Below are 24,418 nucleotides of genomic sequence, written 5' to 3'. Positions count from 1 at the left end.
TTGCTTTTAGCTTTTGTTTCTCAAGTAAATATTGTTATTTTTGTATTTTTCTCAAGTCATTTATCGTTTTTGATATATTACTACCATTTACACTGTTTGTAAACATCTTTTTTCAATAAATTATCTGACAGTTTTCGATTAAAAAACAATGCTCTGTAATGTATATACAATTCTTTATGTTGTAGCCTTTCTTTAAGCATCGGATGTCTCATATCTCAATGTCCCCGATGCATAAAAAAGGAAGCCCCATATCTGAAGCTTCCTTGCTTAATTATTATGTTTAGTTTTTTATTCCTCGACGATCATTCCCTTTGGAGGAGTTGTTATCGTCCTAAGATCTCCATCCTCGTCGCTTCCATCTGATATTCCATCACCCGGAGCCTCCGTCGTCACCTTGACCTTCTGTGCCTTAACACCTGATATGCTCTCTATATTGCTGCTTATCTGCTTTACTGTGCCTGATATGACGTATTTGTCAGCACCATACAGATATTCGTGTAATGCCTCCACATTGGATGCCATATCAGCAGCCACAAGGCAGTTACCCTTGTCCGAGAGTTCCTTTGCCTCATATGCAAATGGGAATCCTGCGGTATCTACAACCTTATATCCAGCCACATCCTTGACAAGAGCATGTATATCGTCCTTGTTAAGACTTGTTGATATACATTTAAATGAAACATCAACAAATGAATCAAGTGAACCTGTGTCTGCACTGAGCAGCTTGTCTATAACCTTCATGAGGACTATTCTCTGTCTCTCGGTTCTTGTTATATCTCCCTGGCCAGTGGATCGTATTCTTGAATATGCAACTGCCTGCTGTCCATCAAGAGTATACTCTCCTGCCTCAGTTATTCCTGATGAATATTTGCCTGACAGGCTTATCTGCTCTGCAAGGTTCTTATTGAAGTTGTTCACCTCTTCATCAACGACCTTGACATCAACGCCTCCAACAGCATCGATTATACTTGCCATTGCACTGAAATCAACTGCCACATAATCTGTGATATTCAGGTCGAGATTGGTATTCAGTGTGTTGATAGCTGTAACCGCACCGCCGAGCTGGTATGCGTAATTCACCTTCTGTGTGGTATCCATGGAACCGCTTGCTATCTCCATCAGAGTATCTCTGTATACAGATACAAGCTTGATCTCCTTGGTGCTCTCATTGATGCTCACTATCATTATACTGTCACTGTTAGTTCCTGAATTCATATTCGAATCTCTGGAATCCACTCCGTAGAGTGCAATGGCACGATATCCCTTGGTCGCATCCTTGACACCGTCATTGACAAGTATCTGATCTGCACTTATCTCATTGATATCCATCTCATTGTACTTCATTCTGGCATAATTCTTGACATATATTATACATATGAGTATAAACAGTGCAAGCAGGACAAAGAACGCTATCGCCCACACTCTTGTACTGATGTTAAGCTTCTTTCTCTCCGGATTGACAACCTTTGGATCAGCCTCATCGAGAAGATTCTCCCTGAAGAACTTTTCGCTGTCTGACTCCTCGTCCTCCTCAGGCTCTTCCTCATCATCCTCAAGCTCCACTTCATCGAAGCCCAATGCTTTGCCTATGTCTCCAAGTCCCAGATCAGCCGTATCTGATTCCGAATAACTGAGCTTATCCTCATCAATATCATTCTCTATACGCTCAAGCTCATCCATGTCCAGCATGTCATCTGTTCTTCGGGATGATACTGTCGAAGCCTCTTCAACAGGCTCTGCCTCTGCAGCTTCCTCGACCTCATCGTCAAGGACAGGCTCCGTATTCTTCTCCAGAATATCTGCCGGCTCAGTCTTCTGTTCATGCTCTTCTACTGGCTGTGTGGCAGTTTCTACAACTTCCGCATCACTCTCCTGCGGCTCAGTGATCTTGTTATCTTCCTCAACAGGCTCTTCCTTTTTCTCAGCTTCTTTCATCTGCTGGCGGCGCTCAAGCTCCTGCTGAACCTTAAGCTTTCTTGCCTCTTCGCGGGCATTCTGCTCTCTCTCGAACTCCAGCCTCTCAACCTCAGCCTTTGCCTTTGCAACATTTCTCTGGGTGCGTTCCCACGCCTCACGTCTAAGCTCCTCATGTCTTGTCTGCACATCTGTCTCAATATTGTCAACTTCTCTGAGCAGATTGTCCACAGATGAGCTTCCTGTGCTCTGTATACTCCTGCGTGGTCTCTGGGCAGCTTTTGAAGGTCTCTGCACGGTACTCTGATTGCTCTGTGTCCTCGGTACAGTGCCCTGTGTCCTCTTCACCGGACCTCTGTCCACAGCTCTGTCTGCTACAGGCTGTCCGGTCTGTCTCTGCTTTGCCCGGGCCTCACTCTTCACTCTTCTTGCCCTGCTGTCCTCGTGATAATACTCGTCATAATCCTCTTCCGGCTTCACAGGTCTGGAAATATTCTTCTGAGGCTTCTTCTCCGGCTTCTTCTCCGGCTTCTTTTCCGGCTTCTTTTCCGGTCTCTTATCAGCCTTTCTCTCCGGCTCAGGATCACGCCTTTTTTCTTTCTTCTTTTTATCCCCGAACAACAATGATCCTATCAATCCACCATCATCAAGATAATCATCATCGTCATCCAGCCAATCCATGTCCTCATCGTACCTGGATCTCATTCCATTTTTCTTCTTATTATCCATTGGAACTCCTTTTTCAAATATCTAAAAATGTCGTTACCTCGCTCTATAATACATTATATTTTTCCCTTTTACAACATGTATTATATCTTAATTAGTATAAACACCTTCATATTAACACTATTTTATTTGACACATGATGTATAAAAAAGTATACTCGTATTAATAATGTCTAAATATCAATGCTTATTTTTTAAGGAGCAGGAAATGGATAATAACAATATTACTTTGTCGGTGGTTATGCCCGCCTACAATGAAGAACAGCACATCAAAGATAATCTTCTTGAGACTAGCCGAATACTCAGCCGTTTTCTTCATCGTTATGAGATAATCGCTGTGAATGACGGCAGCAAGGACTCCACAGGCAAACTTATTGCCGAGGCAGCCGAAATGGATTCTCATATTGTAGATACAGGATATGATGTCAATCAGGGAAAGGGACATGCTATCACAACCGGAATTGCCAAAGCTTCCGGCAAATATATAGCATTCCTTGATTCTGACCTTGAACTGAGTCCATCTCTTCTCAAGCCATTTATGAAGCAGATGAGGGACACCGGTTCTGACATAGTCATAGGATCAAAGCTTCACCCTGAATCCAAGCTTGATTATCCTCCTATTAGAAGAGTCATGAGCTACAGCTATTATATTATGCTCAAAATGCTGTTTCATCTTGGTATCCATGACACCCAGACCGGTATAAAGCTTTTCAAAGCAGAAGTCATAAAGCCGATTGCCGAGAACCTTTCCATATCGGGCTATGCCTTTGATATTGAAATCCTTGTGGCTGCACACAGACAGGGATATTCGATATCCGAAGCTCCTATCGTCCTGAATTACAGCAGGGACGATGCAGCAGATGGAAGAAGGATCAAGATCAAGGACATTTGGAAGGTATTCACAGACACTATTGAGATCAAGAAGAAATATCATTAATTTAGGGATTATACACGGATAGAGAAAATAAATACAAACTACACATTTATTAAGGAGATTTTTATGAATTACGAAAACGCTTACAAGCTTCTCGAAGAAAAAGGACAGCTACACTTATTAAAGTATTATGATACTCTCAGCGAGGCTGAACAGACAGCACTCCTGAACCAGATCAGTGAAATTGATTTCTCACTTATCGATATGATCGGACAAAATTCATCAGGAAGTGATTCTGATATCGCTCCCGTTGCAGCTCTCCAGATGGACAGCATTGCAGAAAAGTATGATATATACAAGAACGCAGGCCTTGAAGCCATCAAAGCTGGCGATCTGGCACTGGTCCTCCTGGCAGGTGGTCAGGGCACCCGTCTTGGATTCTCCGGTCCTAAGGGAACCTTCAACGTCGGTGTCACCAAGGATATGTTTATATTCCAGCTTCTCATCGAGCACACCCTCGATATTGTGAAGATGGCAGATACCTGGATCCATTTCTTCATCATGACCAATGAGAAGAACCACGATGACACAACATCATTCTTCAAAGAGCATGACTACTTCGGTTACAATCCTGAATATGTTCATTTCTTTAAACAGGAAATGGTTCCTTCAGTGGACTTCAACGGCAAGATATATCTCGAGGAGAAGGGAAAGGTTGCCATGTCTCCTAACGGCAACGGAGGATGGTTCTCATCCCTCTGCAAGGCAGGCCACCTCGACAAGCTCACGAAATACGGAATCAAGTATATAAATGTATTCTCAGTTGACAATGTACTTCAGAGAATTGCAGACCCAGTATTCCTCGGAGCAGTTCTCACAGAGGGCTTCCTCTCCGGCGGAAAGGTTGTCAAAAAAGCATACCCTGACGAGAAGGTTGGCGTCCTGTGTACTAACCACGGAAAGCCATATATCGTCGAGTATTATGAACTCACAGATGCCATGCGTGATGAGCGCGATGCCAACGGCGATTACGCTTACAACTATGGAGTTACATTAAACTATATCTTCCCGGTTGACAGACTGATGAAGATCATGAATGAAAGTATGCCTCTCCACATCGTCAAGAAGGCTATCCCTTATGTCGGTGAGGATGGAGAGATCGTCAAGCCATCAGAGCCAAACGGCTACAAATTTGAGACACTGGCTCTCGATATGATCGCTTATATGGGAACATGTCTTCCATTTGAGGTCGACAGAGAGAAGGAATTTGCTCCTATAAAGAATGCTACAGGAAATGATTCTATAGACTCAGCCAGAGAGCTCCTCAAAAAGAACGGCTACACACTTTAATCCATGAATATATAACAAAATAACAGGTCGATGGTATATGCCATCGACCTGTTATTTTTATTCTGCCTCATTCTTCTGCTGTTTTTCTTTTTCTCTTCGGAATATCTCATCTATCGCTTCCCTGACAAGCTCTGACATAGATACCTGTCGCACCGCCGCACATTCACTGAGCTTCCGATGAGTATCTGTATCTATCCTAAGTCTCAGGATCGTATCTTTTCTCTTTTCCGTCGGCCTTCCTGGGCCTCTCTTCTTATTGTCATCCGTCATTTCTTTTCTCCGCCATATAATTTATTCCTATCAGAACAGATATTTTACAACACCATTTACCGCATAACACATGAAGTAAAAGCAGCTTCTTGTAACTCCATATCCAACTTTTCTGTATACGGCAAATGTCTTTTTTGCAGACGACAGTTTTGAACCAGACTTACTGTTTCTCATCTGCCTGTATAATAGCAACGGCTCATTTATCGCAACCGAGCTTCCGTATTCCTTCAGTATCTGCAGCCAGCAAATATAATCCTCATGGATATCGTCGTTGCCCATCGGATATCTGAGTGCAACCTGTCTGTCCATCACAACCGATGAACAATTGATCACATTTCCTCTGAGCAGCATCTTATAGGTGACCTTTTCAGGAACTCCGATCACTTTTCCCGTTCTGGATCCGTCTTCGTTCACAAGCTCCCTGGCCGTAGAACACAGAACCGCACCTGTCTGCTCCATAAGCTTCAACTGTTTAACCAGTTTATCAGGCTGCCACTGATCATCCGAATCTATAAATGCAACGTATCTGCAAGTTGCAGCCGCAACCCCGCGGTTACGCGAAGCTGCAACTCCCATATTTTTTTCATTTCTGATGATATTCACACGGTCATCTTCCGCGTATCCATCAAGTGCTCCTATCAGATCATCCGTCGAACAGTCATCAACTATTATGACCTCCACAGGAATCCCCTGCTTCATAACTGAATCCACCGCAGAATAAATGGTTCTGCTGCTGTTATACGCCGGAATTATCACCGATACTTTTTCTCCAGTCATCACACACACCTACATCGATATATATCGCTTATTATTTATCTGTTTTCTGCACAGTCTTTCCGAGGTCATAGAATGCATCCTCAGACTCATCAAGCCCTTCCGGCTTCACATTTACAGGTGAAGGTATCTGTACCTTCTCGCCATCCCTGAGTGCCGTGGTCATATTTGATGCGATTCCCTCTGATGTCTCCTTCTGGAACATGATCTTTACCGTCAGGAGCATCAGCTTGAGATCAAGCCATATTGAATACTGCTCATAATAGGTAAGATCCAGCTTAACCTTATCTCTAGGGGTTGTGTTGTATTTGCCGTAAACCTGTGCATATCCCGTAAGTCCGGCCTTCATCTTGAGTCTGTAGTCAAACTCAGGGAATGTCTTTTTATAAAGCTCGGCGATCTCCGGTCTCTCAGGTCTCGGTCCGACAAGTGACATATCACCCTTGAGTACGTTGAAAAGCTGTGGCAGTTCATCAAGATGCAGCTTTCTGAGCCATTTTCCCACAGGGGTTATTCTGTCATCATCCTTCTTTGCAAGCTGTGCTCCACCTGCCTCGGAGTCCATCTTCATACTTCTGAACTTGATGATCTTGAACACCTTGCCATTCAGTGTCAGTCTGTCCTGCTTGTAGAATACCGGTCCTCTGTCATACAGCCATATCGCAAGTGCTGATATGAGCATAAATGGTGAAGCTATGACAAGCAGTATAAATCCACATATAACATCCATGATCCTCTTAATGATCATATCGTCACCGGTAAGTCCCTGATTTCGTGATAAGAGGATAGGCGTATCGAACAAATGAATAGGCTCAGCTCCTAATATGATTATGTCGGAAAGCTTTGGCACAACATACGATCTGATGGAGTGTTCAAAACAATACTTCACAAGCTCATTTCTTATATAAGCCTTTGTCTCGCAAATGATTACTCCATCGTACTGGAGTATCTTCTCCTTGATCGCCTGCTCGCCCTCGCTGACATGTATTCTGTCTTCTATTACATACTTGTCCTTACGGGCATTGATCTTGTCTATGAACTCTATCGGAGTCTTATATCCATATACCAGCAGCAGATGCCTTGGCGGATACATCTTCGCATACAAAAATCTACACGCAAATATCCAAATCAATATCACTATCGTTTCAAGCCCGGTTACCTTTAACAATGGTACCGGATTTACATAGTCACGACAGATTATACAGAGCTGCAGGTAACCAACTACATTGGCACACACGAGAGCCAGCAGCTGTGAGTAAACTATATCAAGCAGTCTGAAGAATCCGACTCTGTAACCACCATAAAGCTTGGTGAAAAGTATGATAATTATTCCATACATTCCGATAACTGCCCAGTTTCCTCTTCTCCAGAACGGAAGCGTAAGCGTTACCTCATAGTCCCGGTACCACATGAGTCCAAACAGCACCAGCTCCACAGCGATGAGTACACAGGCCTCACCCACTGTTATGAGACGTTTGTATCTGTCCCTCTTTCTAACTCTTCTGTTTTCTTCCATATTTATAGCATCTCCCTAAGCATCTTGTTGACAGATCCAGGATCTGCTTTACCCTTCATAGCTTTCATAACCTGTCCGACAAGTGCTCCGAGAGCCTTCTCCTTGCCGCCTCTGTAATCATCAACAGCCTTTGGATTGTTATCTATGGCTACCTGACATGCCTCCTTAAGTGCATTGTCATCCTGAACAGTTGCAAGTCCGTTATCCTTGACATACTTCTCAGGATCTATATTATCTGCAAATATCTTTTCGAACACTTCCTTTGCAACACCGCCATTGATAACCCTGTCATCAACAAGCTTGATGAGCTTCGCAAGATTCTCCGCTGAAAACTTCAGGTCTTCCGCATCAACACTGTTCTCCTTCATCAGTCTCATGGTCTCTCCCATGATCCAGTTGGAAACCTTCTTTGCAGGTGCTCCCAGTGCAATCGCGTCCTCAAACAAATCTGCCAGCTTCTTGGAGGCCGTGATGATGTCTATATCATAGTCAGGAATCGCATATTCCTCTTTGTATCTTATCTTCTTCTCGTCTCTGAACTCAGGCTGTGCATCCCTTACCTGCTGGAGCCACTCATCGCTGATGTGGATAGGTACAAGGTCAGGATCAGGGAAATATCTGTAATCCTGTGCATCCTCCTTGGATCTCATAGGATATGAATACTCCTTAGTATCATCCCATCTTCTTGTCTCCTGGACAACATTTTCACCAGACTCGATGAGATCGATCTGTCTCTCTCTCTCATTCTCTATGGCTCTGGCAATGGCCTTGAATGAGTTCAGGTTCTTGGTCTCTGTACGTGTGCCAAACTCCTCTGAGCCAACCTCTCTGATCGAAAGATTGACATCAGCACGCATGGATCCCTCATTCAGCTTACAGTCTGAAGCTCCGAGATACTGTATCGTCTCCCTGAGCTTTTCAAGATATGCTATTACATCCTCCGCAGATCTCATGTCAGGCTCAGATACTATCTCTATAAGAGGCACACCTGAACGGTTGAAATCCACAAGTGAGCTGTCTGTATATGGATCATGGACAAGCTTACCTGCATCCTCCTCCATATGTATCTCATGGATCCTCACATATTTCTTAACTCCGTCAACCTCTATCTCAACCTTACCATCCCTGCATATTGGATAGTAGAGCTGTGATATCTGGTAGTTCTGTGGGTTGTCCGGATAGAAATAGTTCTTTCTGTCAAACTTACAGTTCTGTGTGATCGTACAGTTGGTTGCAAGGCCGACCGCAATCGCTTTATTTACAACCTCTTTGTTAAGTACCGGAAGTGAGCCCGGCATTCCTGTACATACAGGACATGTATGTGTATTAGGAGCTCCTCCAAATGCTGTGCTGCAGCCGCAGAATATCTTTGTCTTGGTCGCAAGCTCTACATGAACCTCAAGTCCGATGACTGTCTCATATGTCTTTGCCATCTCTTACAGCCCCCTTTCTGAAACCTGTGCAGGTCTCTTGTACTCTCTAGTCTGCTCAAATGCATACGCTGCCCTGATAATGGTCTTTTCGTCAAATGCGTCTCCAACCATCTGCACACCTATAGGCATTCCATTCTTGTCAGTTCCACATGGAAGTGATATTCCCGGAAGTCCTGCAAGATTTACAGGAACAGTGTATACATCGCCCAGATACATCTTGATAGGATCTGAGAGTGACTCTCCCATCTTAAGTGCTGTTGTTGGAGCAACAGGTCCGAGGATGATATCATACTTCTCAAACGCCTTGTCATACGCCTGTTTGATGAGAGCCTTTGCCTTGAGAGCCTTTACGTAATACGCATCATAGTAACCTGAGCTCAGTACAAATGAACCGAGCATGATTCTTCTCTTTACCTCAGGGCCAAATCCCTCCGAACGGCTCTTCTTGTACATGTTGTGGAGATCTGTATACTCTGATGTTCTGTATCCATACTTTACTCCGTCAAATCTCTCAAGATTAGAGCTTGCCTCTGCTGATGCTATAATATAGTACGCAGGGATAGCATACTCAACCATACCGAGATCAAACTCCTCAACTATTGCACCCTTTGCCTTGAGCGCCTCAGCAACACCATATATAGCTTCCTTTATCTCAGGCTCAAGTCCCTCTGTGAAATAGTCTCTTGGAAGACCGATCTTAAGGCCTTTCACATCATCCACAAGTGCGCTTGTGAAATCATTGTCATCTCTGTTAACTGATGTTGAATCCTTCTTGTCATACTGTGATATGATCTCAAGGATCGTCGCACAGTCCTCTACATTCTTCGCAAGTGGTCCGATCTGGTCAAGTGATGAACCGTATGCTATAAGTCCGTATCTTGACACTCTTCCATAGGTTGGCTTGATTCCGGTAACACCGCAGAATGAAGCCGGCTGTCTGATAGATCCACCGGTATCTGAACCGAGGGCACATGGCACCTCCTCACCGGCAACTGCTGCCGCTGATCCACCTGATGAACCACCTGGAACTCTATCTGTATCCCATGGATTTCTTGTCTCACCAAAATATGATGTCTCGGTTGTACTTCCCATGGCAAACTCATCCATGTTGGTATGTCCTACTATAACCGCTCCTGCTTCCTTGAGCTTTACAACGGCCTCAGCAGTATATGTCGGAACAAAATTTGACAGAATCTTGGATGAACAGCTTGTCTGCACACCCTCCTGGCACATATTGTCCTTTATTGCTATCGGCACTCCTGCAAGAGGACCGCTAAGCTCTCCTGCATCTATCTTCTTCTGCACTTCCTCAGCCTGGGCAAGTGCTCCTTCACGATCAACCGTGACAAAACTATTGTAATCTTTCTCGCACGCCTCGATGCTGTCAAGACAGGCCTGTGTCGCTTCAACTACGCTCACCTGTCCATCTTTAATAGCTTTTCCCAGCTCTACAGCCGTCATACCCATTAAATTCACTTCAGCCTACCTCCTAGTCAAATGTCTTTGGCACCTTGTAGCATCCGTCCTTCTGCTCAGGTGCATTCATCAGCATGTTCTCTCTGTCGTCTCCATTTACGACAACGTCCTCACGGAACACATTGTTGTATGGGAATGTATGGCTCATAGCCTCCACACCATCTGTATTAAGTTCATTCAGTTTGCTGACATAATCAAGCATGTCTGACATATCCTTCTTTGCCTGCTCCTTCTCCTCAGGGGAGAGCTCAAGCTTAGCAAGGATTCCAACATAATCAATTGTCTCATCAGTTATCGTCATGTTCTTGTTCTCCTATCTTTAATGAGCAAAAATAAAGAATGTGCCTTCTTATTATTCTGTGTCAAATAATGTAAACACATTCTCCCGCCATGGTATTTTGTACCACAAAATTCCTCTAAAATATATCACATTCCAGGATATTATGCAAGACTATGGGCATTTTTACCTGTATTACGCAAAACACCGCCATGTAAAACGCTGCATACATGGCGGTGCTGTAACTCTATTTAAATTATCTCATCATCACTTCTGTTGAAGCGTCTGCTAAGCCAGACTATCTCCTGAACACGACCAAGCTGTAGCCCAGCTCTATGTCCTATTTCAATTGTCGTTGGCTCTTCATCAGGGAAATTATTTCCCGGTACTCTGTGGAACTCTCCTCCGTTTGAGAATACTTCACTCACCACACAACCATCCCAGTTGTGTCCGAGATTTACCGCTGCCTCTGGAGCTATCACTGTTCCTGCATCCGACACACAGCCACACATCCGTTCCGCATTTTCAAAGTAGAATTCCTCATATACTCCATACGAATTTCTGAGTCCCGAGTTTGAATTTGCACTGAGTGTCCTTGTGATAAAGTTACTGTGAAGATGTGTCTGTGCACACAGTGTGTCAAAACATATCACACCAAAGTCCCCCATTAGCTCCGTTGCAGAGCTGCTTTGCAGCATATAACTGCTATGAGCTGCATATTCGTTATAATAAAAAAATCCCCGAACAGATTCGACATAATTTTCACTATGTCTTATCCATCCGGGGATGAGCCAGGCAGGTCAGAATGGTCTCTCAATATCTGAATATCCTTACCAGACTTTGACTACTTTGTCACTTTTGCCCGCCTCCGTGTTCTTAAGTCTTTACTCTATGATACTCACTATCTCCTCAGAGTCAGCCTTGACTTTATATGTCTCACCTATGTCAAGTTTGTCATATATAGACTTTTCAACTTTATATGTCTTTTCCTTATCCTTCACTTCGCATGTGACTTCATATTCAACTGTTTTTTCCCCTAGTCTCTCCTTGTCTGTGAGCTGAGGCTCTGGATATTCCGGTGTCTTTCCACCGCCCTCCGCAGTCTCCGTCCTGTTGTACTTCCACCTCCATATTGTATAATAATATTTCGTCTTGTATATCGGCTTATCCCTGTACACAGGAACAGACCTCGTTCTCGTCACATATCCGTAATCATCCACATTATTTGCAACTTCAGAGAAGGTTCCATCTCCATTATCCTCATAACTGTACTCCACATGGGAACCTATCACCTCATATGAATCATAGGTCTCCTCACGCTCACCAACATATTCCTGTTCTGTATGATGGACCTCCTGTTTCGTAGTCTTTAGCGTAGCGCCCTCTGGGAGTTCCCAGTCATCTTCATCACACAGAATATATTTCTCCACATCAACACTGGTCTTCCATGTCATATCCTTGACTGTGACTGTTCTCTTCTTTGGCATGGTTATGATTGCTGTAAGTCCGATTATCGCCGCTATCACCAGCATGCCGATCAGTACTATCTTCAAAGCACCAAATGAATGTCCTCTTTTCCGATTGCCCTGCCCGCTGTTTTGTCCGCCGGCAGCCGTTCCTGTACCTGATGCATTCCTGGCATTCCTTGCGTCCTGCTCTTTCCTGACGTCAAAATACCCCTTATCCTTCGCACCTCGTTCAGCACCGCAGCTGCTACACCGTGTATTGAGAGCAGAATTATAGTTTCCACAGTGATCACATAACCAGTCTGCACCTTTTCCCTTTGTCTGGCTCTCCTCCTCAGACAGATACCTCACTCCATCCATATAGAACTTAACTTCCTGTCCTCTCGGCTTTCCGCAGGAAGGGCACTCGCGCCTCGTTCCCTCTATATGTTTCGTACTACAATAAGGGCAGTCCCAATACCCCATCACAAGTTTTCCCATATACAATATCCTCCCCGTATATACTACAGATAACTTACCTGCACAGAAGCATCGTAATCATGTGGTGTCTTGTTGTCAGTCTTGTGTCCAACGGCAAGAGCTATCTGGAATGAATATCCCTCCGGTATTGCAAGTGCCTTGTCAAAATATGCTTTCTTCTCCCCGTGAAGTGCATCATACACGCAACCGATTATCAGATTTCCGAGCCCCATGCTCTCTGCCGCTATAGCCATATTCTGAACTGCAATTCCTGAATCCACCTTGCTCCACTTGAAGTCATCCTCAGCGCTTAAGAATATGAGCACCGGAGCCTCATAATAGAAATTGTGAGGCTGCTTATCCTGTCCGCGAAGTGCACGCTTCTCTGCATCAAGCTCTTCCAGAATTGGAGCATCACCCTTAACAACTGTAAAATGTATCTCTTTCTTATTCATACCTGTAGGTCCCTGAAGCCCAGCTTCGATGACCTTCTCAAGCTGCTCCTTCGTAACCTCTTCATAACTGTATGCTCTCGCTGAGCTTCTCTTTTTTATTACCTCTAATACCTGATTATCCATTGCCTTTTACCTCCTATTCTGTCATTCCTATACTGTTATCTCTATCTGATTATCCTCTATGCAGACCACACAGCTCTCATAATAGCCATCGCCTGTCGTCCTCGGTCCGCTTATCACCTCATAGCCATCCTCCGCAAGCTGTCTGGTAAGCTCATCAACTTTTTCTTTGCTTCCCACACTGAACGCTATATGTATCAATCCGGTTCTGTTAAGTGGCTTTTCAGGATCATCCATTCCCGGCCTGTTCATTATCTCAAGCCTTGCGCCATCATCAAATGTGAGAAAATATGAACGGAAGTCCGTCGTTTTATTATGATATCCCTCATTTGCTGATGCTCCCAGATATTTCTCAAAAAAATTCTTCGCAGCTTCAAGATCATTCACATACATCGCAACATGCTCAATTCTCATAAATGCAACTCCTCATTATCTTATACGCTACACTCAGATAGACAAACTACTATATGCACGCTATATAAGCTATTTTAACCCATTGCCACATTTTCCACAATGGCATAAAAAATATCACCTTTATCCATTTGTATGAATAAAGGTGATATCCCGTTAAAAGCAACGTCTGTAATCAGCCCGTTACACAATTTCATTCTTAGAGCATACCCTCAAGTGTCTCTCTGATAGCCTTGATAAAGTTCTCACTGTTGAGGACTGTTGGGTTCTCGAGAGTTGTGATGAGAGCCAGATCCTTTGTCATCTTGCCATCTTCTATAGTCTTGATGGTTGCAGCCTCGAGCTTGTCTGCAAAATCCTGAAGTGCCTGGATTCCATCAAGCTCTCCACGCTTTCTGAGTGCTCCTGACCATGCGAAGATAGTTGCAACTGAGTTGGTTGATGTCTCCTCACCGGCAAGGTGCTTGTAGTAATGTCTCATAACTGTTCCGTGTGCTGCCTCGTACTCATACTTTCCATCAGGGGATACGAGAACTGATGTCATCATGGCAAGCGAACCAAATGCTGATGAGATCATATCACTCATTACATCTCCATCATAATTCTTACATGCCCAGATGTAACCGCCTTCACTCTTCATAACACGGGCAACCGCATCATCTATAAGTGTGTAGAAGTACTCAATACCTGCTGCATCGAACTGCTCCTTATACTCTGCATCGAATATCTCCTGGAAGATATCCTTGAATGTATGGTCATACTTCTTTGATATGGTATCCTTTGTGGCAAACCACAATGTCTGCTTGGTATCAAGCGCATACTTGAAACAGCTTCTTGCAAAGCTCTCAATAGACTTGTCCACGTTGTGCTGTCCCTGAAGAACACCAGGGCCATCAAACTTATGTATAGTCTCCTTTATAACCTGTCCGTCATCGCCTGTGAATACAAGCTCTGCAGTTCCAGGACCTGGAACATCGATCTCTACGCTCTTGTATACATCACCATATGCATGTCTTGCGATGGTGATAGGCTTCTTCCAGTTCTTAACACATGGCTCGATTCCCTTTACTACGATAGGTGCTCTGAACACTGTACCATCAAGGATCGCTCTGATGGTTCCGTTAGGGCTCTTCCACATCTCCTTGAGATTGTACTCCTTAACTCTTGCCGCATTAGGTGTGATAGTAGCACACTTTACAGCTACGCCATACTTCTGTGTTGCGTATGCTGAGTCAAATGTTACCTTGTCATCTGTCTCATTTCTATGTACAAGTCCAAGGTCATAGTACTCTGACTTGAGATCGATAAATGGATAAATAAGCTCATCCTTGATATACTGCCAGAGAATTCTGGTCATCTCATCTCCATCCATCTCTACAAGTGGTGTGGTCATCTGAATCTTTTCCATGTTTTATGTCCTCCATCTTTGTGTTTTCTAAGTTTTGTTATATACTCACTGCCGATTATAAACTATAAGGGGCTATATTTCTAGTTTTTTTGAATTATACATACCAATTATTAATTTTCTTAAGCCCTATAACCATATTCTTGATCAGCTATTTTTTTCAGCCTTACACATATCCATATATTCCTCTCACGGATACTTCCCCGGATATTATATCGTGAACCTCGCCATCGGCATCCCTCACCAGAAGTCCGCCATCCTTTGAAAGTCCAAGCGCCGTGTACTCTGTCTTTTTATCCCCCTCTATTACATACACCTGCTTATCCCTGTTCACAAGATAACTGTTGTACTCATCAACAAGGAATCCCAGGTCCTTATTCTTTATAAATTCGTCATATAGCTTTTCAAATTCATTTGACACCTGTGCAATGAACCATGATCTGTCACAGCCCTTGCCATTTTCCAGCAGTATTGATGTGGCCTTGTCTGCTATGTCCTCAGGGAAGCTTCGGTTATACACGTTTATGCCTATTCCCACAACAACATAGCTTATGTCAGTTCCCTCGGAACTCATCTCTGTGAGGATTCCGACCAGTTTTTTTCCATCAGACAACACATCATTCGGCCATTTAATCTGAGGCTTTACTCCCTCCACCTTGCTGAACGCTCTGGCAAGTGCCACCGCCGACACCAGAGTTATCCTTGACACACAGGAAATATCTATGTCCGGCTTGAGCAGATACGACATGGATATTGTCGTGCCCTTATCAGAATTCCAACTGTGGCCTCTTCGTCCCTTTCCTGCAGTCTGCTCATTTGCCACGAACAGAGCTCCGTGAACACAGTCAGTTTCCCCGACTATCTTGGCACGGGTGTTCGTTGAATCCGTCTCATCATAATAGTAAAGCTTTCTGGCAAATGTTCTGGTCTCAAGATACTTTGAGATCTTCTCCTCAGACATTACATCAGGCTCACTCACCAATCTGTATCCCTTGTTGTTCACGCCCTCGATCACATAACCTTCATTCTTGAGTGCCTGTATGTTCTTCCACACCGCTGTTCTGGATACCCCCAACAGCTCACAGAGCTCCTGTCCTGACACATATCCATCACTGTTCTGCAGCTTTTCAAGTATTTTATTCTTCATCAGTTCTTACCTTCTCTCTCAGGATATCGTATACCGCCTCACATTTGCCTTTTGATCCGGCAAATGGAACTATGTAACTCTCCCTGCCTCTGTCAAACTTAATTATATAATACTTCAATTCAGGATCAGGCTCTATCATGATATACCCTGTAATAGTCTCATACGGTATCACCTTACTGCCTCTCTTCTGAATGATCGTTACAACATCCTGACCAAACAGATATGTCATATCATATGCAGACTTTCTAAATGAAGCCTTGACCACATAAAATCCATATGCCATGGCCGCAATCGCAATAGCAGCCTTTATCATTCTGTAGTGACCTCCCATAGCCCACCACACAAGTGCTATACCTGCCAGTACAAATATTATGCCAACCACCCTGTACGCTATCCTGGTGCTCTTTCTCTTGACTACCTTCTGTCTGATGATTCCATCTGCCTGAGTCTCCTGTTCTTCACGCCTTGCGCGCTCCAGCTCGTCCACGAGCTTTCCAGCCTGTCTGACAAGCACCTTCTGCCTGTAGGCTCTCGAAGTACCATTCTCTATGCTGCTTATATTTCTAATCTCTTCTCTGTGTTTTTTATTGTTCTTTTTTTTATCACTATCTCTACTCATTCCATATCCCCTGCCAGGTCATGATCACTACTGATATCATCCCGGTTCGTATCCATGCGCTTTATGCACAATTATTTTCTCTTTTTTCATCACTTTTACGACTGTACTTATATTAGTTCAGAGACTAATATATATCAAGTTTTCAGCATTACAAAAGTGTTTACATTTTACCACGTTTAATCACCTTTTTTCCATATATATAATCATTAAAAGGTGATTAACTAGCAAATACACAGTATCGTGAAAACAACCTGTAAATAACAATTTTGGAGAGGTGAATTACATGAAGAATTTTATCGCACGCATCAGTGGCACAAAAGACCTCACAGATGGAAAACCTTCAAAGCTTATATTGAACTTTGGTCTGCCCCTTCTCTTTGGTCTGATATTTCAGCAGTTTTATAATATGGTGGATTCTGTCATAGTCGGTCAGAAGCTGGGAACGGACGCGCTGGCGGCGGTGGGTTCCACCGGAAGCATCAACTTCATGATACTCGGATTCTGTATAGGAATCTGCAATGGATTTGCAATCCCTGTTGCCCAGGCTTACGGTGCGAAGGATTTCAAGGCTCTTAAGGCTTATATAATCAACAGTATATGGTCATCCGTTGCACTGGCTGCTGTTATAACAGTGGCAGTAAGTATCTTTACCATGCAGATACTCAAGGCTCTCAGAACACCTTCGAATATCATCGATGATGCATATATATACATATTTATAATATTCCTGGGCATTCCGGCAACCTTCCTCTACAACCTGACCGCCGGGATACTGAGATCACTCGGAGACAGTATCACACCTGTCATATTCCTTGTGGGTTCATCAATTGTCAACATAATACTTGATCTTATACTTGTTGTTCCTATGGGCGTCGCCGGAGCTGCAGTTGCCACAGTAGCTTCACAGGCAGTGTCAGGAATCATATGTACGATATACATGACAAAGAAACTGAAGTATCTTGAATTCAGTAAAGAGGATTGGACATTCAGCATGCGCCACTGCCTTAAGCTCTGCGGTATGGGTCTGCCTATGGGACTGCAGTACAGCATAACAGCCATAGGCAGTGTCATTCTACAGACCGCAGTCAATGATATGGGTTCAACATATGTTGCAGCCGTATCAGCAGGATCCAAGATTTGCATGTTCATGTGCTGTCCTTTCGATGCAATGGGCTCCACCATGGCAACATACGGAGGTCAGAATGTTGGTGCCAGGCGTCTTGACCGTGTTGATCAGGGCCTTAAAGCCTGTATCAAGATGGGAATCATATATGCCCTCGTGGCTCTGGCTTTCTCCATCGTGTTCGGAAAACAGCTTGCACTTCTCTTTGTAAAGAAGAAACAGATTGAGCTTATCGGCTACATATATGAATTCGTGGTTATCAATGCCGCATTCTACATATTCCTGGCTCTTGTGAATATCGTAAGATTCATGATACAGGGACTTGGTTACTCGACTTTCGCCATACTTGCAGGCATATGTGAGATGATCGCCCGTTCTGTTGCCGGTTTCGTGCTGGTGCCTCATTTCGGTTTCATCTGCGTATCACTAGGAAGTCCGCTTGCATGGGTATGTGCTGATCTCTTCCTGATACCTGCGTACCTGTGGGTTATGAAACAGCTGAGACGAAAGTTCGGAGAAAATAAAATTAGCCGTGCCAAATCCGCAACGGCAACAATATAATGCTCACTTTATAAAACGACTTCAAAAATCGTTCCTCCAGACGGATTAGACTTAACTGCAATATTGCCATCATGCACTATCACGATCTCGCGGACAAAAGCAAGTCCCAGTCCTACGCCGCCAAGCTCACGGCTTCTGGATTTATCCACGCGAAAGAAAGGTTCAAACACGCGATCCTTCAATTCTTCCGGGATACCATTTCCGGTATCCTCTACTGACAGGTAAACGTGTTTTTCCTTCTGACGCGCTGTCACTGTAACCCGTCCTCCTGCGTGATTGTATTTTATAGCATTCTCAACAAGATTGTATAACATCCTGTAAATAAGGATGTCACTTCCTATCATCGTTACATCCGTACATTCTCCAATAAGTTCTATATCCTTTTCCTGTGCAAGAGGTTCCAGATCCGCCAATACCTCATCAACAAGCGCATCGACCATTATTTTATCATCCCGGCTCACAGTTTGAAGCTCACTCATATCAAGAAGTGTCTTTACCATTTTGCTGAGTCTCTCATTCTGTTCAGTGACCATCTTTATCGTCTGCAGAGTGACTTCATCATCTCCCGGATGCCGGGAAGAATTATATGAATCAAGCTGTATCTGCATTAAAGACAGTGGAGTTCTGAGCTCATGTGCTGCATTTGCAGTAAACTGTCTCTGTATCTCAAATGCATCCGAGAGGCGTTCAAGCATCTTGTTATATGAAACGCTGAGCTGGTTCAGTTCTTTAACATTGTTTTCTTCTATCCGTGAATCTGCCAGATTCTGTGCCTGTACCTCTTCAATTTTATCAGAAAACTCCCCGATCGGCTTTAGTGCATGCCCACTTATAAAATATGTGGCTACTCCGCCAAGAAGAGCCAGCAGGGCAGAAATTATCAGGCTGTTTTTCTTGTAATCTGCCTTATTATTGTACACCTTAACAGAAAAGTCATTTGCAAATTCATCCCACTTATCCTCCGGAATACTGATATATATTTCATCAGTACCGCTCCCATTATCATCTCCCTGGGCATCAACGGTTTCTTGCAGAGAATCAATATAATACACTCCATTTTTATAGACAAGCAAAGTAAGGCATCCACATATAAGCGCAATATATAATGTGATTATACAGGTAAGCCTCCACTGCAGCGACATTCTTTTCATCTGTCGGACTCCTCTCGTATTTTATAGCCTTCTCCCACCTTGTTCAAAATCGGATCATATCCAAGCACTGCCTTAAGCTTTCTTCTCAGCGAAGACATATGTACTCTGATCGCTCCACTGAAACTGTCAACCGAAGCATCCCAGACATGTTCCATCAATTCCTCCTGGCTTACCGGTCTGCCCAGATTAAGAAGCAGATATTCCAGGATTCCATTTTCTTTTCTTGTAAGGGGAACCTTTTCTCCTTTTGCGTATGCCTCACGTTTTATCGTATCAAACTTTATCCCGCCACTTTCCAGACATACATCCTTCTGTACAAATTTTCTTCTTGTAAGACTTCTGATACGCGCCTCAAGCTCCTGCAGATGAAATGGTTTTTCCATATAATCATTTGCACCTGCATCCAGCCCTTCAACCTTATCCGCTATCTGCCCTCTCGCAGATAATATGATAACCTTTGTCTCCTCATTTTTCTGTCTGAGTTCCTTTAAAATCTCCATTCCATCCATACCCGGCAGATTCAGATCCAGAACGATCAGGTCATATTCCTCTGACAGAATGCATTCAAGAGCCTCTTCTCCGTCATAACAGGTATCCACCTCATACCCGGCATCATACAGGCTTTTCGCAACCATATCACATATCTGCTTCTCATCTTCAACTATCAATAATCTCAAAACTGTCACCTGTTTCTTAACAAAAATCCTTCTTAACAAAAATTTTACAACAGCTATTGTATAATATCCAAGTCAGCTGGTCAACAAACACAATCATGAAAGGAGCTGCAATAACTTGAAGTACAGGAAAATATCTCAGATCATTTTACTCATCACGGGTATGGCAATGATCAGCTATGGTGCAGTCAGAGGTGAAGCGGCTGCCGTGCTCAGCAAAGCAATAAAATTATGTCTGGAGTGTGTAGGAATTGGATAAGAACAAATCACTGTCAAAAAAAACAGCCAGAATACGCGGATGGATACAGGCAGCAGCCACGCTGCTTACCAATATTCACATCCCCAATTTATTTAAAGGCAAGATCTATCAGGGCAATGCAAAAACAGTATGCGTACCAGGACTAAACTGTTACTCCTGTCCTGCTGCAACAGGAGCGTGTCCCATTGGTGCATTTCAGGCGGTCGTCGGATCATCCAAATTTAAATTTTCTTACTACATAACCGGTTTTTTCATTTTAATCGGTGTGATCCTCGGAAGATTTATATGTGGGTTTTTGTGTCCATTTGGATGGTTTCAGGATCTGCTTCACAAAATCCCCGGGAAAAAGTTTTCCACAGCCAGGCTGAAACCACTAAGATACCTGAAATATATAATCCTTATTGTTTTCGTTATACTTCTGCCGATGCTTGTAACGAACTCCATAGGAATGGGAGACCCGTTCTTCTGTAAGTATATTTGTCCACAAGGTGTTCTGGAAGGTGCTATACCACTTTCACTCGGAAATGCAGCTATACGCTCTGCTCTTGGAAAGCTGTTTTCATTTAAATGCCTTATTTTAATTACAGTTGTCGTTCTGAGTATTCTGTTCTACAGACCCTTCTGTAAATGGATTTGTCCTCTCGGCGCAATCTACTCATTATTCAACAAGGTCAGCCTTATGAGTATCAAGGTTGAAAGCAGCAAATGTGTCGGATGCGGTAAGTGTTCAAAGGCATGCAAAATGGATGTAGATGTATGCAAAACACCAAATCATCCGGAATGCATACGATGCGGAGCATGTATGAAGGCATGTCCAAAAGATGCGATCCACTATCAGTTTATGGGAAAGCCATGTTCCCAAAAAGGACATAAGCAATCTTCCAAAACCAACATGTAACAATCAACCACACTAATATTATTTAAAGGAGCAATTATTTATGAAGACAAAAAAAACATTAATATCTATTATCACTCTCTGTGCAGCATTATCTCTCACGGCATGTAACGGATCAGGATCTGCCACAACTGAGAGTTCACCAAAAACCCAGGCAGAAGTCACCACTGAAGCTGCGGACGATTCCAACACGAAGCTGGATGATTTATATCAACAGGAGAACCAGATCTTTGCAGATCACCAGGATGTATGGAACAAGGTATTTGGCATGATGAATAAAAGCAGCGCTGATCCAAGCGGAGATTATGCCGATTATCTGGCCAGCGCCGTTGAATCAAACAAGGAATCCTTTACAGATGATGAACTTAAAACACTTAACGATGATATTGAAACCATCAGACAGATTGAAAAGCAGATATCCGAAATCGAAAATAATAATACAGGATCAGATAGCACCGACCAGAACGACAGTTCCGAAGAAATCACACCTTTCAATAGTTTCTCCGGCAAGGATTTGGATGGTAATTCTGTTGACGAAAGCCTGTTTTCCAATAATGCAGTAACTGTCGTTAATTTCTGGTTTACCGGCTGCAAGCCTTGTGTCGCAGAATTATCCAAGCTTAATGAATTGAACGATGCCATCAAATCGATGGGAGGCGAGGTAGTAGGTATCAACACAGAGACATTTGACGGAAACGAAGATGCTATCAAGGAAGCCGCAGCCATTCTTGACAGCCAGGGTGCAAAATACCGCAATATCTCCATTGACTCTGATTCAAGTATAGGCAAGTATGCCTCCGACATCATGGCATTTCCTACAACCATACTAGTCGATAGAAATGGTAATATTGTCGGAGAACCTATGCTTGGAGGAATCGACAATCAGGACAACTATGACTCTCTTATGAAACAGATCAAGTCAGTGATCGACGCTGATAACAAGGATAAATAATTATAGTTGACTTTAAATTGAATATACTAATGAAAGGACAAGAAGCCTTTCTGCTTTTCAAAAAAGGTCATCTGGTTTTCAAGAAACCAGATGACCTTTTCCCGTGCAATAAAATTTCATATGCTTGCTCCCTTCCTTTTTATCCTCGTTTATACTTCGATTCCCATCGCACGTATTGCATTTATATTTTTTTCTGCTCGCTCTGCCTTTAATCGTTCAAGTTCTTTTTTAGTTGTTTCATCTTCAAAAAATCTTCCGTATTGTTCGATATCATCATTATAGCTTTCTTCACACCAAAGCAACTTTTCCCTGCCTGCCTCCTGTGTCATTTTTCCCTCCGAAATACGTTGCATCACACTTCTCTTTGCCTCTTGGAAATCATTTTGCACTTTCACTCTATAGGATTCTTTATTCGGATACTTTGCCGGCAAAATAAATACATCCCCATTACATTCAGTTTTTCTACTAATTTCCAACTCATCAAAGCCATATAGTTCCAAATAATCCACACAAGTCTTTAAATCCACCACCTTGTCAAATGCCGGAATTACATAATGCTCAATTCCTGTCATGGCAAACGCAATCTGTTCTCTGAGAGAAGCTTCATCTCCCTTTTTGATGATATAATCAACTCTCGGCTGTTCATTCTCGTAAACCGGTATTCCATTTCGCTTTGCCGTAAAATACATATCTAGCTGTGTTGTATTTATCCAATCCATGCTGGCATACACAGACCGGTTCAGATTAATCTCCGGGCGGTATATACTGCCGACCGCACAGTATACTTCAAATCGTTTTTCCTCCAACTGCGGCGACAGCGCCTGCTCCAGCCGATAGTTGATGACTTGAACAATCTCGGGAGTTGCCATCCTCACAAAGTGCGGATACCTCCCCTTTACTTTCTTGAACCCATGCGGCTCCAGCGTTTCCTTAAACGCCGCTTTAAGACTCTTGTCCACTTCCAATGTTCCCATATTACTTTACCTTCCACCATGCACCAATATCTTCATATATTGCATTTATCTATTCGCTAATATAATTATTAATCAACGATGGGTAGTCTTTAAAATATTCATTTGACTTATCATGATATATTGTTTTATTTTTATTTCCTGCACCTATACCATTTATCATATTGTATCCTACCATACCGCCATCATCTTCTATCCAATTTCTTGTATGGAATGCAACCATGAGTGTATATACTACATAGGAACTCCGTTTTGTTCCCCAAAGGCTCCTTGCGATATTGAGCATAACCATAGCATTAATTGCATTTGCGCTTTGCAGACAGGCTTGTCCACTCGTTTCAACCGATGTCTCCGACAGTGAGAAACTTCCGTCACTTCCCTGAGAACACATTCTCCCGTCTCCGTGTCCTTAGACCAGACATAGTCTCCTGCCTCTATGTCAGCTATCGGCGTAAGCCCGTATTCCGCCGAAACCAGCGTGTCGCCCGTGAAGTACTGGCTTGTGAGCCCGAACAGCATACACGTAAGCTGCACGAACCGCACCGCTATCTCCACAGGATCGCCGCTCTTTATTGCTTCCTATATCTGGTCAACCTAGCTTCCGAGACCGAATATTGCCATCATCGACTTTAGGATGATGCCGAGTGATGTCTTGCACATGCCGTCGCACATGAAGCCGACTGCCACGTCATTGAGGGCTCTAAATCACGATGTTTACAATCCGCTTAATTTTTGCCGTTTTTTAAATTCTATGTTCTTTACAAAAAACATCAAAATCCTCTTTGAATTTTTGAAAGTCTATCCTTCCCTTTGTTTTTATTGTTTTTACAGAATTTAAAACACATTGAAGCATTAACTTTTTTTTCTTTTCAACATCCGCAGAAACATACTCTTCATAATCTATGTACTCCCTGACGCTTGCAAATCCATATTTTGGTTCACAATGATACCCTCTTTTACATAAGCCTTTATTTATCGTCTCCTTAGGAGCAATTATAGGTATTATTCCAACTATATCAATACTTTCGCTGTAACATTTGTTTTTAAAGTATTCATGAATATCTTGGCACAGATTATATATATCGTCATCTATCCCAAATTCATTTGTGTAATACTGTGGCGAATTAATATTTATTTCCAT

General features: G+C 43.2%; 25 protein-coding genes. 6 read left to right on the top strand and 19 right to left on the bottom strand.

The window, feature by feature from the left end; translation table 11 throughout:
- Window positions 1-288 precede the first annotated feature (288 nt).
- Window positions 289-2,643: an LCP family glycopolymer transferase gene (locus DWX57_RS00715; RefSeq protein ID WP_118016735.1), complete on the bottom strand. Its 2,355-nt coding sequence runs from the start codon at window positions 2,641-2,643 to the stop codon at window positions 289-291.
- A gap of 204 nt (window positions 2,644-2,847) precedes the next feature.
- Between DWX57_RS00715 and DWX57_RS00710 the strand changes: the two genes are divergently transcribed.
- Together DWX57_RS00710 and DWX57_RS00705 are read left to right on the top strand one after the other, a co-directional pair.
- A complete protein-coding gene (locus DWX57_RS00710) occupies window positions 2,848-3,576 on the top strand; it encodes a glycosyltransferase (RefSeq protein WP_055273597.1) in 729 nt (242 codons plus the stop codon).
- A gap of 63 nt (window positions 3,577-3,639) precedes the next feature.
- On the top strand, window positions 3,640-4,863 hold the full coding sequence (locus tag DWX57_RS00705) for a UDPGP type 1 family protein (protein ID WP_118016737.1): 1,224 nt from the start codon (window positions 3,640-3,642) through the stop codon (window positions 4,861-4,863).
- Window positions 4,864-4,920: 57 nt separating this feature from the next.
- Here DWX57_RS00705 and DWX57_RS00700 read toward each other — a convergent pair whose 3' ends face one another.
- From DWX57_RS00700 to DWX57_RS00640, 13 genes are all read right to left on the bottom strand, one after another.
- Window positions 4,921-5,133: a toxin-antitoxin system HicB family antitoxin gene (locus tag DWX57_RS00700; protein WP_055273599.1), complete on the bottom strand. Its 213-nt coding sequence runs from the start codon at window positions 5,131-5,133 to the stop codon at window positions 4,921-4,923.
- Window positions 5,134-5,163: 30 nt separating this feature from the next.
- A complete protein-coding gene (locus DWX57_RS00695; RefSeq protein ID WP_120122856.1) occupies window positions 5,164-5,910 on the bottom strand; it encodes a glycosyltransferase family 2 protein in 747 nt (248 codons plus the stop codon).
- 31 nt (window positions 5,911-5,941) lie between these two features.
- Window positions 5,942-7,423 carry a sugar transferase gene (locus DWX57_RS00690; protein WP_055223734.1) on the bottom strand — a complete coding sequence of 494 codons (1,482 nt, stop codon included), beginning with the start codon at window positions 7,421-7,423 and terminating at the stop codon, window positions 5,942-5,944.
- 2 nt (window positions 7,424-7,425) lie between these two features.
- Window positions 7,426-8,856, bottom strand: a complete 1,431-nt coding sequence (gene gatB, locus DWX57_RS00685) for an Asp-tRNA(Asn)/Glu-tRNA(Gln) amidotransferase subunit GatB (protein WP_022217158.1) — start codon at window positions 8,854-8,856, stop codon at window positions 7,426-7,428.
- Between the two features lie 3 nt (window positions 8,857-8,859).
- Window positions 8,860-10,323 carry an Asp-tRNA(Asn)/Glu-tRNA(Gln) amidotransferase subunit GatA gene (gene gatA, locus DWX57_RS00680; RefSeq protein ID WP_173794534.1) on the bottom strand — a complete coding sequence of 488 codons (1,464 nt, stop codon included), beginning with the start codon at window positions 10,321-10,323 and terminating at the stop codon, window positions 8,860-8,862.
- A 22-nt stretch (window positions 10,324-10,345) separates the two neighbouring features.
- Complete coding sequence (gene gatC, locus DWX57_RS00675) at window positions 10,346-10,633, bottom strand: Asp-tRNA(Asn)/Glu-tRNA(Gln) amidotransferase subunit GatC (RefSeq protein ID WP_120122855.1); 288 nt, start codon at window positions 10,631-10,633, stop codon at window positions 10,346-10,348.
- Window positions 10,634-10,860: 227 nt separating this feature from the next.
- Window positions 10,861-11,262, bottom strand: coding sequence for a hypothetical protein (locus DWX57_RS00670; RefSeq protein ID WP_243106135.1), 402 nt, complete (start codon window positions 11,260-11,262; stop codon window positions 10,861-10,863).
- Between the two features lie 231 nt (window positions 11,263-11,493).
- Window positions 11,494-12,555: a zinc finger Ran-binding domain-containing protein gene (locus DWX57_RS00665; protein ID WP_120122854.1), complete on the bottom strand. Its 1,062-nt coding sequence runs from the start codon at window positions 12,553-12,555 to the stop codon at window positions 11,494-11,496.
- Between the two features lie 23 nt (window positions 12,556-12,578).
- Window positions 12,579-13,112, bottom strand: coding sequence for a nitroreductase family protein (locus tag DWX57_RS00660; protein ID WP_120122853.1), 534 nt, complete (start codon window positions 13,110-13,112; stop codon window positions 12,579-12,581).
- Between the two features lie 27 nt (window positions 13,113-13,139).
- Window positions 13,140-13,523 (bottom strand): VOC family protein, encoded by a 384-nt coding sequence (locus DWX57_RS00655; RefSeq protein WP_120122852.1) that lies wholly within the window; start codon window positions 13,521-13,523, stop codon window positions 13,140-13,142.
- 196 nt (window positions 13,524-13,719) lie between these two features.
- Window positions 13,720-14,928: an NADP-dependent isocitrate dehydrogenase gene (locus tag DWX57_RS00650; RefSeq protein ID WP_015533231.1), complete on the bottom strand. Its 1,209-nt coding sequence runs from the start codon at window positions 14,926-14,928 to the stop codon at window positions 13,720-13,722.
- Between the two features lie 163 nt (window positions 14,929-15,091).
- Window positions 15,092-16,072 (bottom strand): biotin--[acetyl-CoA-carboxylase] ligase, encoded by a 981-nt coding sequence (locus DWX57_RS00645; RefSeq protein WP_120122851.1) that lies wholly within the window; start codon window positions 16,070-16,072, stop codon window positions 15,092-15,094.
- Complete coding sequence (locus DWX57_RS00640; RefSeq protein ID WP_120122850.1) at window positions 16,062-16,691, bottom strand: hypothetical protein; 630 nt, start codon at window positions 16,689-16,691, stop codon at window positions 16,062-16,064. The genes DWX57_RS00645 and DWX57_RS00640 overlap by 11 nt, the downstream gene beginning before the upstream one ends.
- Before the next feature lie 283 nt (window positions 16,692-16,974).
- Here DWX57_RS00640 and DWX57_RS00635 point away from each other — a divergent pair, with 283 nt between their 5' ends.
- Entirely contained in the window at window positions 16,975-18,375 is a 1,401-nt protein-coding gene (locus DWX57_RS00635) for an MATE family efflux transporter (RefSeq protein WP_120122849.1), read from the top strand.
- A gap of 8 nt (window positions 18,376-18,383) precedes the next feature.
- Here the strand turns inward: DWX57_RS00635 and DWX57_RS00630 are convergent, their stop codons facing one another.
- Window positions 18,384-19,526, bottom strand: a complete 1,143-nt coding sequence (locus tag DWX57_RS00630; protein ID WP_120122848.1) for a HAMP domain-containing sensor histidine kinase — start codon at window positions 19,524-19,526, stop codon at window positions 18,384-18,386.
- Entirely contained in the window at window positions 19,523-20,161 is a 639-nt protein-coding gene (locus DWX57_RS00625) for a response regulator transcription factor (RefSeq protein ID WP_238050552.1), read from the bottom strand. The genes DWX57_RS00630 and DWX57_RS00625 overlap by 4 nt, the downstream gene beginning before the upstream one ends.
- Before the next feature lie 157 nt (window positions 20,162-20,318).
- Between DWX57_RS00625 and DWX57_RS00620 the strand changes: the two genes are divergently transcribed.
- From DWX57_RS00620 to DWX57_RS00610, 3 genes are read left to right on the top strand one after another with little or no spacing between them, the layout of a single operon-like run.
- On the top strand, window positions 20,319-20,459 hold the full coding sequence (locus DWX57_RS00620) for a CD1871A family CXXC motif-containing protein (protein ID WP_243003495.1): 141 nt from the start codon (window positions 20,319-20,321) through the stop codon (window positions 20,457-20,459).
- Entirely contained in the window at window positions 20,452-21,357 is a 906-nt protein-coding gene (locus DWX57_RS00615) for a 4Fe-4S binding protein (RefSeq protein WP_118016748.1), read from the top strand. Before DWX57_RS00620 ends, DWX57_RS00615 begins: the two co-directional genes overlap by 8 nt.
- 40 nt (window positions 21,358-21,397) lie before the next feature.
- Window positions 21,398-22,306, top strand: a complete 909-nt coding sequence (locus DWX57_RS00610) for a redoxin domain-containing protein (RefSeq protein WP_120122847.1) — start codon at window positions 21,398-21,400, stop codon at window positions 22,304-22,306.
- A gap of 149 nt (window positions 22,307-22,455) precedes the next feature.
- On the opposite strand, the gene DWX57_RS00605 is transcribed toward DWX57_RS00610, so the two are convergent.
- From DWX57_RS00605 to DWX57_RS00595, 3 genes are all read right to left on the bottom strand, one after another.
- Window positions 22,456-23,280 (bottom strand): hypothetical protein, encoded by an 825-nt coding sequence (locus tag DWX57_RS00605; protein WP_120122846.1) that lies wholly within the window; start codon window positions 23,278-23,280, stop codon window positions 22,456-22,458.
- Window positions 23,281-23,329: 49 nt separating this feature from the next.
- A complete protein-coding gene (locus DWX57_RS00600) occupies window positions 23,330-23,668 on the bottom strand; it encodes a hypothetical protein (RefSeq protein ID WP_117875547.1) in 339 nt (112 codons plus the stop codon).
- Between the two features lie 351 nt (window positions 23,669-24,019).
- On the bottom strand, window positions 24,020-24,418 hold the full coding sequence (locus DWX57_RS00595) for an Imm44 family immunity protein (protein WP_117875548.1): 399 nt from the start codon (window positions 24,416-24,418) through the stop codon (window positions 24,020-24,022).

Source organism: Coprococcus sp. AF19-8AC, from assembly GCF_003603115.1.
Lineage (GTDB): Bacteria > Bacillota > Clostridia > Lachnospirales > Lachnospiraceae > Coprococcus > Coprococcus aceti.
Note: the sequence above shows the minus strand (reverse complement) of the source record. Positions and strands in the feature narration are given on the sequence as shown.

Excerpts from the sequence above, each read along its gene's own strand:
- DWX57_RS00715 (WP_118016735.1), bottom strand. The coding sequence starts at position 2,643 with ATGGATAATAAGAAGAAAAATGGAATGAGATCCAGGTACGATGAGGAC.
- DWX57_RS00710 (WP_055273597.1), top strand. The coding sequence starts at position 2,848 with ATGGATAATAACAATATTACTTTGTCGGTGGTTATGCCCGCCTACAAT.
- DWX57_RS00705 (WP_118016737.1), top strand. The coding sequence starts at position 3,640 with ATGAATTACGAAAACGCTTACAAGCTTCTCGAAGAAAAAGGACAGCTA.
- DWX57_RS00700 (WP_055273599.1), bottom strand. The coding sequence starts at position 5,133 with ATGACGGATGACAATAAGAAGAGAGGCCCAGGAAGGCCGACGGAAAAG.
- DWX57_RS00695 (WP_120122856.1), bottom strand. The coding sequence starts at position 5,910 with ATGACTGGAGAAAAAGTATCGGTGATAATTCCGGCGTATAACAGCAGC.
- DWX57_RS00690 (WP_055223734.1), bottom strand. The coding sequence starts at position 7,423 with ATGGAAGAAAACAGAAGAGTTAGAAAGAGGGACAGATACAAACGTCTC.
- gatB (WP_022217158.1), bottom strand. The coding sequence starts at position 8,856 with ATGGCAAAGACATATGAGACAGTCATCGGACTTGAGGTTCATGTAGAG.
- gatA (WP_173794534.1), bottom strand. The coding sequence starts at position 10,323 with ATGGGTATGACGGCTGTAGAGCTGGGAAAAGCTATTAAAGATGGACAG.
- gatC (WP_120122855.1), bottom strand. The coding sequence starts at position 10,633 with ATGACGATAACTGATGAGACAATTGATTATGTTGGAATCCTTGCTAAG.
- DWX57_RS00665 (WP_120122854.1), bottom strand. The coding sequence starts at position 12,555 with ATGGGAAAACTTGTGATGGGGTATTGGGACTGCCCTTATTGTAGTACG.
- DWX57_RS00660 (WP_120122853.1), bottom strand. The coding sequence starts at position 13,112 with ATGGATAATCAGGTATTAGAGGTAATAAAAAAGAGAAGCTCAGCGAGA.
- DWX57_RS00655 (WP_120122852.1), bottom strand. The coding sequence starts at position 13,523 with ATGAGAATTGAGCATGTTGCGATGTATGTGAATGATCTTGAAGCTGCG.
- DWX57_RS00650 (WP_015533231.1), bottom strand. The coding sequence starts at position 14,928 with ATGGAAAAGATTCAGATGACCACACCACTTGTAGAGATGGATGGAGAT.
- DWX57_RS00645 (WP_120122851.1), bottom strand. The coding sequence starts at position 16,072 with ATGAAGAATAAAATACTTGAAAAGCTGCAGAACAGTGATGGATATGTG.
- DWX57_RS00640 (WP_120122850.1), bottom strand. The coding sequence starts at position 16,691 with ATGAGTAGAGATAGTGATAAAAAAAAGAACAATAAAAAACACAGAGAA.
- DWX57_RS00635 (WP_120122849.1), top strand. The coding sequence starts at position 16,975 with ATGAAGAATTTTATCGCACGCATCAGTGGCACAAAAGACCTCACAGAT.
- DWX57_RS00630 (WP_120122848.1), bottom strand. The coding sequence starts at position 19,526 with ATGAAAAGAATGTCGCTGCAGTGGAGGCTTACCTGTATAATCACATTA.
- DWX57_RS00625 (WP_238050552.1), bottom strand. The coding sequence starts at position 20,161 with ATGGTTGCGAAAAGCCTGTATGATGCCGGGTATGAGGTGGATACCTGT.
- DWX57_RS00610 (WP_120122847.1), top strand. The coding sequence starts at position 21,398 with ATGAAGACAAAAAAAACATTAATATCTATTATCACTCTCTGTGCAGCA.
- DWX57_RS00605 (WP_120122846.1), bottom strand. The coding sequence starts at position 23,280 with ATGGGAACATTGGAAGTGGACAAGAGTCTTAAAGCGGCGTTTAAGGAA.
- DWX57_RS00600 (WP_117875547.1), bottom strand. The coding sequence starts at position 23,668 with ATGTGTTCTCAGGGAAGTGACGGAAGTTTCTCACTGTCGGAGACATCG.
- DWX57_RS00595 (WP_117875548.1), bottom strand. The coding sequence starts at position 24,418 with ATGGAAATAAATATTAATTCGCCACAGTATTACACAAATGAATTTGGG.